General features: G+C 50.1%; 11 protein-coding genes. 8 read left to right on the top strand and 3 right to left on the bottom strand.

Annotation, left to right across the window (positions count from 1 at the left end; translation table 11 throughout):
* Positions 1–30 precede the first annotated feature (30 nt).
* The gene (locus H9X84_RS05470; protein WP_205133318.1) at positions 31–564 is read right to left on the bottom strand and encodes a helix-turn-helix domain-containing protein; all 534 of its coding nucleotides are present in this window, start codon (positions 562–564) and stop codon (positions 31–33) included.
* A 615-nt stretch (positions 565–1,179) separates the two neighbouring features.
* Here H9X84_RS05470 and H9X84_RS05465 point away from each other — a divergent pair.
* On the top strand, positions 1,180–2,364 hold the full coding sequence (locus H9X84_RS05465; RefSeq protein WP_207750531.1) for a PLP-dependent aminotransferase family protein: 1,185 nt from the start codon (positions 1,180–1,182) through the stop codon (positions 2,362–2,364).
* A 506-nt stretch (positions 2,365–2,870) separates the two neighbouring features.
* On the top strand, positions 2,871–4,055 hold the full coding sequence (locus H9X84_RS05460; RefSeq protein ID WP_205133319.1) for a PLP-dependent aminotransferase family protein: 1,185 nt from the start codon (positions 2,871–2,873) through the stop codon (positions 4,053–4,055).
* Between the two features lie 179 nt (positions 4,056–4,234).
* Here the strand turns inward: H9X84_RS05460 and H9X84_RS05455 are convergent, their stop codons facing one another.
* Positions 4,235–5,095 (bottom strand): DUF3298 and DUF4163 domain-containing protein, encoded by an 861-nt coding sequence (locus H9X84_RS05455; RefSeq protein WP_205133320.1) that lies wholly within the window; start codon positions 5,093–5,095, stop codon positions 4,235–4,237.
* Positions 5,096–5,099: 4 nt separating this feature from the next.
* Positions 5,100–5,609: an RNA polymerase sigma factor gene (locus H9X84_RS05450; protein WP_205133321.1), complete on the bottom strand. Its 510-nt coding sequence runs from the start codon at positions 5,607–5,609 to the stop codon at positions 5,100–5,102.
* A gap of 209 nt (positions 5,610–5,818) precedes the next feature.
* On the opposite strand from H9X84_RS05450, the gene H9X84_RS05445 reads away from it, so the two are divergent.
* The 6 genes from H9X84_RS05445 (at position 5,819) to minC (ending at position 12,432) form a co-directional block, all read left to right on the top strand.
* Positions 5,819–6,076, top strand: coding sequence for a DUF4321 domain-containing protein (locus H9X84_RS05445; protein ID WP_205133322.1), 258 nt, complete (start codon positions 5,819–5,821; stop codon positions 6,074–6,076).
* Positions 6,077–6,339: 263 nt separating this feature from the next.
* Complete coding sequence (locus tag H9X84_RS05440) at positions 6,340–7,368, top strand: rod shape-determining protein (RefSeq protein ID WP_205133323.1); 1,029 nt, start codon at positions 6,340–6,342, stop codon at positions 7,366–7,368.
* A gap of 79 nt (positions 7,369–7,447) precedes the next feature.
* Positions 7,448–8,371, top strand: a complete 924-nt coding sequence (gene mreC, locus H9X84_RS05435; protein WP_205133324.1) for a rod shape-determining protein MreC — start codon at positions 7,448–7,450, stop codon at positions 8,369–8,371.
* Positions 8,368–8,880 (top strand): rod shape-determining protein MreD, encoded by a 513-nt coding sequence (gene mreD / locus H9X84_RS05430; RefSeq protein WP_205133325.1) that lies wholly within the window; start codon positions 8,368–8,370, stop codon positions 8,878–8,880. The genes mreC and mreD overlap by 4 nt, the downstream gene beginning before the upstream one ends.
* Before the next feature lie 49 nt (positions 8,881–8,929).
* Positions 8,930–11,779 (top strand): penicillin-binding transpeptidase domain-containing protein, encoded by a 2,850-nt coding sequence (locus H9X84_RS05425; RefSeq protein ID WP_205133326.1) that lies wholly within the window; start codon positions 8,930–8,932, stop codon positions 11,777–11,779.
* A 20-nt stretch (positions 11,780–11,799) separates the two neighbouring features.
* Positions 11,800–12,432 carry a septum site-determining protein MinC gene (gene minC / locus H9X84_RS05420; RefSeq protein ID WP_205133327.1) on the top strand — a complete coding sequence of 211 codons (633 nt, stop codon included), beginning with the start codon at positions 11,800–11,802 and terminating at the stop codon, positions 12,430–12,432.
* Positions 12,433–12,479 lie beyond the last annotated feature (47 nt).

Below are 12,479 nucleotides of genomic sequence, written 5' to 3'. Positions count from 1 at the left end.
ACAAAAATTCTCCGTTTTTTCCTGGGTTTCTCAGAACAGCGGCGGCGTGGAGATCCACAGGACCTTCGCCGTCGTCTTTTTCTCATTTTTTAAATAATGCCCGTTTTTGCCGGACAGATAAAAGGTTTCTCCCTTATGGACCACATAGGACGCCTCGCCGCAGACCAGCGTCACACAGCCCTCGGCCACATAGCCGAATTCCTCGCCGCTGTGGGGCCCCATCTCAAAGGAGGATACTCCCTGGGGCAGCTCCAGCAGAATGGGCTCCATTTCGTTTTTCTGGGTATTGGGCACAATCCAGTGGATGGTATAGGCTTCCCGCTCATCCACAAAGAAATCTTTTTTGCCAAAAACAATCTTTTCTTCCTTTTCCTCCCGGAAAAATTCCGAAAGACTGCTGCCCAAAGCCTCCACAATATCATCCAGCGTAGCGATGGAGGGAGAGGTCAGATTCCGCTCCAGCTGGGACAAGAACCCCTTGGTCAGCTCGCTGCGGCTGGCCAGCTCCTCCAGCGTCAGGCCCTTCTGTATCCGAAGCTGTTTGATCTTATGGCCGATATCCATAAACAACACCTCGCTGTGTAGCAATACTAAACTTTTCTATTACTTTTATCAAACCTCAATCATTATATCGTATTTTCTCCGAAAAGCAATAGAAAATAAACAAAAAATTCGATTTATTAAACTTTTTTACATTCTGCGGCAAAAACAGACAGATTTTACCAAAAAAATTGTATCCTTCGCCGGAAAATAGGAAATTCCTGCGTTGTGCGGTTTTTTCCTCTTTTTCCCTTTTCTGTTCCGATCCATACAGTTTAGTAATAAAAAACTTTGCGGCACGCTATGCTAAACCTATTCCTACTGTTTTTATCGTCTTTTGCTTCATCCCGCTTCCGGACCCGATTTTTCAAAAAAAATCATGAAATTTCATGGCAAAATTCCCATGACTTTTTCCACATCCCCAAAAAGCCCGCCCCTTCTTCCGTCAGATGTTCTTGTTTTTGATTTCAAAACAAAAATTTTCCGTAGGAATCTCACAAAAAACAGGGAGATTTAATTGTATTTAATGGGATACATTCCACCACCGGCGGACGATTGACAAACTGCGTCCCTTTGTGGTTTTATGATAAGAAAACGCTACAAAAGAAAACGAAAAAATACAAAAGGAGGACGAACATTATGGTGCGTTACGCGAAAAGAATGGAACAGTTGACAAATTCAGATATCGGTGATCTGCTGAAGCTGATTGCCAGACCTGACATTATTTCCTTTGCCGGCGGCCTGCCCGCTCCCGATCTGTTCCCCGTAGAACAGCTGAAAGCGGCTTGTAACGCGGTCATGGATGAATGCGGCAAGGTTGCCTGCCAGTATTCTTCCACAGAGGGCTTCCCCGCTCTGCGTGAAAAGATCGCCGCTCGTATGAAGGCAAAAAACAATATCGAAACGGATGCGGACCATATTCTGGTGACCAGCGGTTCTCAGCAGGGTCTGGATTTCTCCGCACGTGTATTTGTAGATAAAGGCGATGTTGTACTGATGGAAAGCCCTTCCTATCTGGGCGCTATCAACGCCTTCAAGGCATGTGAGCCCACCTTCATGGAAGTACCCACAGACGATGGCGGCATGATTATGGAAGAGCTGGAAAAAATTCTGGCTACCACAGAAAACGTAAAAATGATCTACGTTATCCCCGATTTCCAGAATCCTACCGGCAGAACATGGTCCCTGGAAAGACGTCATAAATTCATGGAGATCATCAATAAATATGAGATCCCCGTTATCGAGGACAACCCCTACGGCGAGCTGCGTTTTGAAAACGAAAACATGCCCGCGCTGAAATCTCTGGATACCAAAGGTCTGGTTATCTTCCTGGGCACCTTCTCCAAGATTCTGGTTCCCGGTTACAGACTGGGCTGGGTATGCGCTTCCGAAGAGATCCTGTCCATGTTCAACTTCATCAAACAGGGTGCTGACCTGCAGACCCCTACCATCACACAGCTGGAAGCAAACAAATACATGGAAATGTTTGACCTGGACGCTCACGTTGACACCATCCGTGAACTGTACAAGCACAGAAGAGATGTCATGATGGAAGCTATGGAAACTTACCTGCCCAAGGAAGCGAAATTCACTCATCCCGATGGCGGTCTGTTCACATGGGTTGAACTGCCTGATTATATCGACACCAGAAAAATGGCGCTGCAGTGCCTGGAAAAGAAAGTCGCTTATGTACCCGGCGGCTCCTTCTTCCCCAACGGCGGCAAAGAAAACTGCTTCCGCATGAACTACTCCTGCATGCCGGACGATAAGATCGTAGAAGGCGTAAAGGCCATCGCGGAAGTTATCAAAGCAAACCTGAAATAAATCACGATACTCGAAGGTAGACTGCCGCGTCTACTCCGGTGGTTTGCTTTTTGCAGTATAAGAAACAGTCGGATTCCTTTTCCCCTTTGGGGTCCGGCTGTTTTTTTTTTGCGCTTTTTTGCCCCATTTTTTTCCGTTCTTTCCCCCATTGTTGTCTATTTCTTAACAGTTGAAACCGCAAAATATCCCGTTCCCGCCCAAAGCCGGCTTTCTTTTTTTGCGGAATTGTACGAAAATAAGTACAATCTGTCCAAAAACACTTCTCTATTTCCCGGTTTTTCTCTGCAAAACTATCTATGTATCAAGTTTTTCTATCGAACTTTTAAGCAAAATTCGATAGCTTTCTTTTTAATTTGCCCATTGACTTTGTATAATTTTTGTGTTTTAATTAAGAAAAGGGGTTGTTTTTCATCCATTTGTCTGATAACTCGACTCCCCCGGAGGGTAATCAGACAAATCCAAGTTAAACATTTATTAAACTATCTATTACATAAGGAGGAATTTCCATGGTACAGTACGCGAACAGAATGAAACTCTTAAAAGGTTCCGAAATCAGAGAATTGCTGGCACTGACATCCAAACCCGACATCATCTCCTTTGCAGGCGGTATGCCCGCGCCCGAACTGTTCCCTTGTGAAGGCGTTAAACAGGCTTGTATCAAAGTTATGGACGAAGTTGGTCAGGTTGCTCTGCAGTATACATCCACAGAAGGTCTGCCTTCTCTGCGCGAAAAAATCGTTGCCAGAATGAAAGCGAAAAACAACATCGATACAGATATCGATCATGTGCTGATTACCAGCGGCTCTCAGCAGGGCCTGGATTTCTCCGCACGTATTTTCCTGAATCCCGGCGATGTTGTTCTGCTGGAAAGCCCTTCCTATCTGGGTGCTGTAAACGCCTTCAAAGCTTGCGAACCTACCTTCATTGAGGTTCCCACAGACGACGACGGTATGATTACAGAAGAGCTGGAAAAAATCCTGGCTACCACAGAAAACGTAAAGATGATCTATGTAATCCCCGACTTCCAGAACCCTACCGGCAAAACATGGTCTCTGGAAAGACGTCATAAATTCATGGATATCATCAACAAATATGAAATCCCCGTTATCGAGGATAACCCTTATGGCGAACTGCGTTTCGAAGGCGAAAACATGCCTTCCCTGAAATCCCTGGATACCAAAGAACTGGTTGTATTCCTGGGCACATGCTCCAAGATCCTGGCGCCTGGTCTGCGTATCGGCTGGATCTGCGCATCCAAAGAAAACCTGGTAAAATACAACTTTATCAAACAGGGTGCTGACCTGCAGTCCTCCACCATCGACCAGCTCATCGCTGACAGATTCCTGGATATGTATGATCTGGACGAACATGTAGAAAAGATCAAAGACGTATACCGCAAGAGACGCGACGTTATGCTGAAGACCATGGAAGAAACCTTCCCGAAGGAAGTTAAATTCACACATCCCGAAGGTGGTCTGTTCACATGGTGCGTCCTGCCCGACTACATGGACGCAAAAGTTCTGGCTACACAGTGCCTGGAAAAGAAAGTTGCTTATGTACCCGGCGGCTCCTTCTTCCCTAACGGCGGCAAAGAAAACCACTTCCGTCTGAACTATTCCTGCATGCCGGAAGACAAGATCAAAGAAGGTATCACAAGAATCGCGGAAGTTCTGAAAGCAAACCTGAAATAAGACCAAGGGAAACAGAGTTTCTGAATAAAACAAAAAACGGCAGGCATCCTCTTAGAGGATGCCTGCTTTTTTCATGCATATTGGATGTTGTCCTGTATTCTCATCTCGTCTGTGAAAAAAACGTGTTTCTCTTCTCGTCTTGTCTACTCTTTTTTCTCTTCTCATCTGTTCCGGCCCATTCAGACGGCGCTAATGCCGCTGACCGCTTCAGGGATCTCAAAGCTGACTACGCCCATAAAACCGGGCGCTACCTGATACTCCCCAAAGACGATGACCAGATTCCCCTTTTCATTAAAATAAAAATTCTCCTCGCCAGTCAGGGACTGGAAGGCGTCCGGCGTGTCTCCGATAAAATATATCCTGCCGTTGTCTTCCGCCATCTGCGCCTCCATCTGCTCCAGAATATTCCGGCTCACCGCCTCCAGCCTCTTGCCGTCCTTCAGCATAGAAGCCAGAGAAACCGCCTCTCCCGTATTCAAATCTACTGTAAAGATCTTGATATATTCCGCCCCGCTGGCTCTCGTCTCCACTGTGTTAATCTGTATACTGATATAGTTCTCGCTTTCTCCTACCACCTGATAGGTGGATTCCAGAGAATACATGCCCTGATCCGCCGCCAGCTCCGCCTCGTACTGGCGGATCAGACTGCCGGCATACGCCATGATCTCCTCATTGACCGCGGCATTTTTCCCCAGCTGCGGAATCTCGATCTCCGCCCGTGTATTCTCCCGCTCATCGGCATATGTGCGAAAGGTCACGACTCGGGCGATGCTGCCAATCACCGGAATTCCTTCCATGGCATTGGCTGCCGCGGCGCTGAGATTGACCACGGCTCCAAAGATCAGTACCGCGCCGGCTGCCGCGATCCCCGTTCGTTTGCAGTATACTTTATATCCTCTTCTCTTCTTCTCTGCTCTCGCCTGCCGTATGCCCTCCAGCACACGCGCTCTCGTCTCTTCAGGCACCGGAATTCCTTCGAATTCCTCTTTCCATATACGCACGACCTCATTTCCGCTTCTGTTGCTTCCTGCTTCGCGCATATCGTCATCTCCCATTCTTTTCTCCCATTCCCGTCCGCATCTTGCGCAGAGCGCGGTACAGTCTGGCCTTGACGGTGTTGAGATTTTCCCCGGTGATCTGGGCGATCTCCTCCAGACGGCAATCCTCGAAAAAACGCAGCATCACTACGCTTTTCTCTTTGGGACTGAGTTTTTCCAGTACATCCCGCAGCGTCCAGCGGCTGAAAATCATCTCCAGCTCTTCTTTGCCGTCACCGGAGGGCGGATGCAGCTCTATCACCTCCTCCGTCAGGTCCTCCCGCTTCTGTTTGCGCAGAAACTCCAGAGACGTATTGACCACAATACGGTAGACCCACGTTTCCATGTATTCCGTATTGCGCACCTTTCCACATTCCCGGATGGCGCGGCAGGCGCTTTCCTGCACGATGTCCAAAGCGTCCTGCTGGTTTTTCACGTAACCAAAAGCCAAACGGTAGTACCTGTCATACCGACGAAGAAGGATTTCCTCTATCTGCTGTTCTTTCCTGCTTTTCATGGTAAATCCTCCCGCAGTTCCGTTTTTCCGTTACTATATCAATTAGATTGATTTTACCATGAAAAAGTTGCATAAAAAATTAAGATTTTCTTTATTATGAAAAAATGTCTCTTTTTGTCGTCCTCGGTACCCTCTTTTTTATGTTTTGTTCCCTTTACCCCGCAGGAAAAATATGCTATACTTTTGGAAATATGGAGGTGGCATAGGTTATGAAAGGACGCACGCAAAACATCTGGGTTCTGATCCTGCTGCTTTTGGCAGGCGTGGTACTGGGCGGTTTTATCTCGCAGGCTCTGGGCGGAATTCCCGCGCTGCGCTGGCTCTCCTATGGCAGCACCTTCGGCATTTCCTCGCCGCTGGTTTTGGATCTGGGGGTTCTGACACTGCAGTTTGGTCTGACCATCCGTTTTACCATCGCCGGCATACTGGGGATCATTCTGGCGTTTTTCATCTACCGCAGACTGTAAACGCCGCCATACCCGAAACAATCAGACACAGGATAGAACACGGGGAAAACGATGTTTTATCCTGTGTTTTCTTTGGCGTACAGAAATCGAAAGATGTCGTTTTTTCAAAGAAAAAACTTCTTCTTTTTCCCGGCAAGCGCGGGTTTTCTGTTGAAAAGTCAAATAAAAAAAGGTATGATAAAATATAAGGGTCTTTTCAGGGCCAACCACAAATAACGATCTGAACTGCTGCGGCAGTGTCCAAATAGAAAGGGGTTACAAGTATGTTTTCCAAAGATATGGGTATCGACCTGGGTACCGCGAACACACTGGTTTATATGAAAGAAAAAGGCATCATTGTCAATGAGCCTTCCGTTGTGGCCATCAACACACAGACAAAAGAGGTGCTGGCCGTAGGCAACGAGGCCAAGGATATGATCGGGCGTACTCCCGGCAACATTGTTGCCATCCGCCCCATGAAAGACGGCGTTATCGCCGACTTCGACGTAACACAGGCTATGCTGCGCTACTTCATCAACAAGGCTTATGTACGTTCCATGTTCGGTCCGAAGCCCCGCATTGTCATCTGTGTTCCCTCCGGCGTAACGGAAGTGGAAAAAAGAGCCGTACTGGAGGCTGCCATCGCCGCCGGCTCCAAGGAAAAAGACACCTATCTCATTGAGGAACCCATGGCCGCATCCATCGGCGCCGGCCTGCCTGTGGCGGACCCTGCCGGCAGCATGGTTGTAGATATCGGCGGCGGCACCAGCGAGGTAGCGGTGATCTCTCTGGGCGGCATCGTTACCAGCACCTCCCTGCGGGTAGCCGGGGACGCCCTGGACAACGCCATCGTTGGTTATATCAAGAAAGAATTCAATCTGGCCGTAGGCGATCGTACCGCCGAAGAAATCAAAATCACCATCGGTTCCGCCTACCCTCTGGAACGGGAGGAAAAAATGGAGATCCGCGGACGCGATCTGGTCAGCGGTCTGCCCAAAACCATCGACATCAATTCCGTTCATATCCGGGAAGCACTGAAAGAGCCCGTAGATTCCATTATCGAGACCATCAAGCAGACTCTGGAGGCAACCCCTCCCGAACTGGCGGCGGATATTATGGAATATGGCATTACTCTGACGGGCGGCGGCGCGCTGCTGCGGGGTCTGGACGCTCTTATCACGGCGGAGACCGGTATGCCCGTTCATATCGCCAATGAGCCTTTGAACTGTGTCGCCATGGGCACAGGCCTGGTGCTGGAGCATATCGACACACTGAAAAACGTGCTGATCTCCCCCAGAAAAGCGCTGTTCTGATCTCTATTTCAGATCAGTCTCACTATCGTAGAAAAAGTCTGTAACCAAGGGGCCTTTCCCCTTTGAAGGAGCGGTCGATTTGTTTTCATTTTTTGAAAAATACAGAAAAATCATTATTACCGGCGCCATCCTGCTTCTGGCCGTGCTGGCTCTGGTGACCAATGGAAAAAAACTCAACGCCACCGTGGTGGAAAGCGCCATCGGTTTTGTTGTGACGCCCTTCCAGGACTTGACCACCGGCATCGGCAGCTGGGTGGAAAACACCCTCTCCAGCAACAGAGAAAAACAGGATCTGCTGGACGAAAACGAAAAGCTGCGGGAAGAACTGGCGGCTTTGCAGTCGGACAACCAACGGCTTTCCCTCTATGAGACGGAAAACGAAAAGCTGTCCTCCCTGCTGAAAATCGCCCAGAAATATCCCCAGTACGCTTCCTTCGGCACCAGCATCATCGCCAAGAACGCCGGCAGCTGGTACGATGTATTCACCATCGACAAGGGTACTTCCGACGGCGTGGAAGCCAACATGGTACTGGTGGCGCCGGAGGGTCTGGTAGGGAAGGTGCTGGAAAGCGGCGCTACCTACGCCAAAGGCCAGTCCATTCTGGACAGCCGCAGTTCCGTGCCGGCCATGAGCCTGCGTACGGAGGATCTGGGCGTTGTCAAGGGGGAATACTCTCTCATGAGCGATGGCCTGTGCAAGATGGAATATATCGATGCCGAGGCGGAAATCATGGTGGGCGACGAGATCGTCACCTCCCACCTGAGCGACATCTATCCGCCGGGGCTGACCATCGGCAAAGTCAAGGAAGTACAGACCGATACCAACGGTCTGACAAAATACGCCATCATTGAACCAGCGGTAGATCTGAAACATCTGGACAGCCTGCTGGTACTGGATAAGGACAGCACCGTCCAGACCATCACACCGGAGGAAACCACTTCCGCCGAGGATGAGGCTGCGGAGGAAACCGCTGTCACCACTGAGGAGGACGAAAACTCTTGAGGATCTTATTGACAAGCATCATCGTATTTGTCAATTTCATATTGCAGACCACACTGCTGCATTATCTGTCCATCGGCGGCATTATGCCCAATACGGCGCTGATTATTGTGGTATCCTACGCCCTTTTGCGGGGATACAGAGAAGGGGCCGTGGTGGGCTTTTTCTCCGGTCTGCTCCATGATATCTTTTTTGGCACGTCCATCGGATATTATGCCCTTCTGTATCTTTTGGCGGGGCTTCTGGCAGGACGCAACCAGAAAGACTTTTATCGTGAAAACTATATCCTGCCCGTCATCATCTGTTCTTTGGCGGCAGTTGTTTTTGAATTCATTATTTTCCTGATCGGCTTTTTGCTGCAGGGGGAAACCAACGTATTCTATTTCCTCTTCCGTCTGGCGCTGCCGGAGGCTGTTTATACGGCTATTTTCACCATTCCCATTTACCGTCTGCTTTTCGGCGTCAACGAATGGCTGGAATTAAAGGAAAAATACAAATACCGCCTGTTCTGAATCTGGGAACAGCCGGGAGCAAATTCCGTTTTTTTGCTGGAGGTAAGCAATGAGACAATACTGGGAACATTTTCTGGATCTTTGCAAAAGCAGGATCTTTGTCCTGCTGTGCGGGATCTGTCTGCTTTTTTTCATATTGGTAGCCCGTCTGTTCTATCTTCAGATCATCCACGGCGATACTTACGAAGCCTCCCTGACCGCCAACGTATCCAAACAGGTCAATGTGCCCGCGGCCCGGGGCGGCATCTATGACCGCTACGGCCGTCCTCTGGCGGCGAATACGGCGGCCTATTCCGTTGACATCGACGACAGCGTCACTCTGGATCTTTCCGATTCCCGTCTGGAGCTGGTACAGGATCTGATGGAGGATTTTCTGGCGGAGGACTTCCTGGTAGGGGATGCTCTGCCCATTACAAAGACCGCCCCCTATACCTTCCAGTTTGAGGGTACGGAAAAAGAACAGAAGGACGCGGAGGAAGCATGGAAGGAATCCATCGGTCTGGACAAAAAACAGATGGAGTATACCGCGGAGGAATGTCTCGATTACCTCTTTGCGCTTTATGAAGCGCCGGACAGCTATTCCCTGACGGAAAAACGGGCCTATGTATATTACATTCTGGAGCTGGGGAAAAACGACAAAAACCTGATGGCGCTGACACTGGCTCAGAAACTGACGGAATACGGCGAAACTCTCATCGACGATATCCCCATGGATATGGAATACCCCTATTCCTTCCAATTCAACGGCAATCAGACCAGAGAGGAACAGTGGAAGGCCACCATGACCATGAAGGATGAGGAGCTTTCCTACAATTCCTTGGAAACTCTGGACTTCCTGCGGGATTTCTTCGGTCTGCCGGAATATCTGCCCACAGATCTGGTGCGAAAAGCCGTAGGCATCCGCAATTCCCTTTACGCGGTGCGCTATTCCAAATATCAGTCTGTGACCATCGCGGCGGAAATCAGTGACAAAACACTGGCCTATGTGGAAGAAAACCAGGATGTTTTCCCCTGCGTAATTGTCGGCACCACCTCTCTGCGGGAATACCCCGACGGGGAATGTTTCTCCCATATCGTGGGCTATATCCGCCAGATGACAGAATCCGACTACGCTTTGTACAAGGATGATCTGGACGCGGAGGGCAATCCCATTTACAGCGCCACGGACGTAGTGGGCCAGTCCGGTATCGAAAAACTCTATGAGCGGGAACTGAACGGCACCGACGGCACCATCCTGATGGAAGTAGACAATCAGGGACGGCGCATGAACGTCATCGACACCACAGAGCCTATCCCCGGCAAGGATGTTTACCTGACCATCGACAGTGAGCTGCAAAAAACAGCATATTATACTTTGGAGGAGGCCCTGACAGACTCTGTCATCAGCCGTCTTTCCTCCGGCGGAAAATACAGCGTATCCACCACGGAACTGTTTGCTTCCATGGTCAGCGCCAACCATATTTCCGCCTCTTTGATCCTTTCCTCCAAGGAATCGGATACGGCGCAGCAGGCATTGCTGGCAAAAATGAAAACAGCCAACCCCCTCTTTGACACAGAGGCGGAGGACGCGGCGGAAACCTTGCAGACCTTCCTGCTGGACGGTCTGAACAACGGCGGCGTATCCGCTCAAGAACTGCTGTTGGCCATGATCGAGCAGGGCCGTGCCCCCACAACCCCGGAGGAAATCGACCAGATCCAATCCGGTTCCCTTTCTCCCGCCGGATTCATCATCCGGAAACTGGAAAGCGGAGAAATGAACGCGGCGGATACAGCTTTGGACCCCTGCACCGGTTCCGTGGTCGTTTCGCAAGTAGACAGCGGGCAGGTACTGGCGCTGGTGACTTATCCGTCTTATGACAACAACGAACTGGTCAATACCTTCAACAACAGCTATTACAATATGCTGTTGGAAGATACCAACACACCGTTGGTCAACCGGCCTTTGAAGCAGAAAAAAGCACCCGGGTCCACCTTTAAAATGATTCCCGCGCTGGCAGGGCTGGAAACAGGCACCATTACGCCTACCACCACCATCCGGGATCAGGGGATCTTCAAGGATGCCGGCACGCCTTACGCCCGCTGCTGGATTTACAGCAACAGCGGCTCTACCCATGGCCTTGTGAACGTATCCCACGCTCTGGAGGTATCCTGTAACTACTTCTTCTATGAGCTGGCATACCGCATGGGCAACGCGGAAGAAGGCACCACCGAGCAGGCCATCACCACACTGAACGAATATATGGCGGCCTTCGGCCTCAATTCCACCACCGGCATTGAGCTGGAGGAATACGAGCCTACCATGGCTTCGCCTTATTATAAAGAACGCACCATCAAAACATATAATCCCGACGCGTCCACCAGCCAGACCCGCTGGACCGACGGCGACACCATCCGTGCCTTCATCGGCCAGTCCGTCAACAGCTACGCGCCGGTACAGATGAACCGCTACATCGCCACACTGGCCAACGGCGGCACGCTCTATACCTACCATCTCATTGATAAGGTGACCAATCCCGACGGCTCCGTCCACGAACAGACGGTAGAAAATATTGAGCACGTTATGGATTTCCAGGAGGAAAATCTACAGGCCGTATACGAAGGCATGTATCTGGTTGCCAACGGCTCCAAGGGTACTCTGCGCAACGCCTTTACGGATCTTCCCGTGGAAGTGGCGGCAAAGAGCGGCACGGCCCAGGAAGACCTTTCCAGAAGCTCTCATACCTGGCTGGTCTGCTTCGCGCCCTATGACGATCCGCAGATCGCCATTACCGTTATGATCCCCTTTGGCGAGAATTACGGTTCTCCCGCGCAGGTGGTAGCAAAGGCGATCATTCGGGAATATCTGGGGCTGGACTATGAACCGTCCAACACGAATATGGAAACTGTTTTCGCACAGTAAGGAAATACAGGAGGGGAATTATGAACCAGGAAAACTATGTTATCTTTAAAGGCACAAAAGACGGGGTCACCATCCTCTTTCAGCAGGATGCCCCCTTTGACGTCATCTGTGAACAGCTGACGCAGAAGGTAGAGGAAGCCGGAAAATTCTTCGACAAAGTAAAGACCTCTCTGGCCTTCAAGGGCCGGGTCTTCAGCGAGGAGGAAGAGGAACAGCTCTTAAAGATCATCGCTGAAAAAACCAATATGGACATCACCTTTGTCAAAACAGAAAACAACGAGCTGAAACAGCTTTCCGAACTGCTGGAAAAGGAGATGCATCCCCATAACCTGACCAAGTTCCATAAAGGCTCCCTGCGCAACGGCCAGAAGATCGAATTCGACGGCAGTGTTGTGGTCATCGGCGACGTCAATCCCGGCGCCGAAATCAAAGCCACCGGCAACATCATCGTACTGGGACAGCTCAAAGGCATGGCCCACGCCGGCTGCAAGGGCATGACAGACGCCTTTGTCTCCGCCGTTTATATGGCACCGGTACAGCTGCGCATCGCCGACATCATCACCCGTTTCCCGGAGGAAAACAAACGCGGCCCCAAGCCGCCGGAATACGCCTTCGTACAGAACGGCCAGATCTTTGTGATGGCTTTGTCGTAAAAGGGAAAAAGTTTTCCATTTTTGCTTAAAAAAATGGATGCAAAAAC

The organism is Anaerotignum lactatifermentans (assembly GCF_016902535.1).
Classification (GTDB): Bacteria; Bacillota; Clostridia; order Lachnospirales; family Anaerotignaceae; genus Anaerotignum; species Anaerotignum lactatifermentans_A.
Note: the sequence above shows the minus strand (reverse complement) of the source record. Positions and strands in the feature narration are given on the sequence as shown.

What these genes read in the sequence shown, in the direction of transcription:
- H9X84_RS05440 (WP_205133323.1), top strand. Translation starts at nt 6,340, where the DNA reads ATGTTTTCCAAAGATATGGGTATCGACCTGGGTACCGCGAACACACTG.
- minC (WP_205133327.1), top strand. Translation starts at nt 11,800, where the DNA reads ATGAACCAGGAAAACTATGTTATCTTTAAAGGCACAAAAGACGGGGTC.
- H9X84_RS05470 (WP_205133318.1), bottom strand. Translation starts at nt 564, where the DNA reads ATGGATATCGGCCATAAGATCAAACAGCTTCGGATACAGAAGGGCCTG.
- H9X84_RS05455 (WP_205133320.1), bottom strand. Translation starts at nt 5,095, where the DNA reads ATGCGCGAAGCAGGAAGCAACAGAAGCGGAAATGAGGTCGTGCGTATA.
- H9X84_RS05425 (WP_205133326.1), top strand. Translation starts at nt 8,930, where the DNA reads ATGAGACAATACTGGGAACATTTTCTGGATCTTTGCAAAAGCAGGATC.
- H9X84_RS05445 (WP_205133322.1), top strand. Translation starts at nt 5,819, where the DNA reads ATGAAAGGACGCACGCAAAACATCTGGGTTCTGATCCTGCTGCTTTTG.
- H9X84_RS05450 (WP_205133321.1), bottom strand. Translation starts at nt 5,609, where the DNA reads ATGAAAAGCAGGAAAGAACAGCAGATAGAGGAAATCCTTCTTCGTCGG.
- H9X84_RS05460 (WP_205133319.1), top strand. Translation starts at nt 2,871, where the DNA reads ATGGTACAGTACGCGAACAGAATGAAACTCTTAAAAGGTTCCGAAATC.
- H9X84_RS05465 (WP_207750531.1), top strand. Translation starts at nt 1,180, where the DNA reads ATGGTGCGTTACGCGAAAAGAATGGAACAGTTGACAAATTCAGATATC.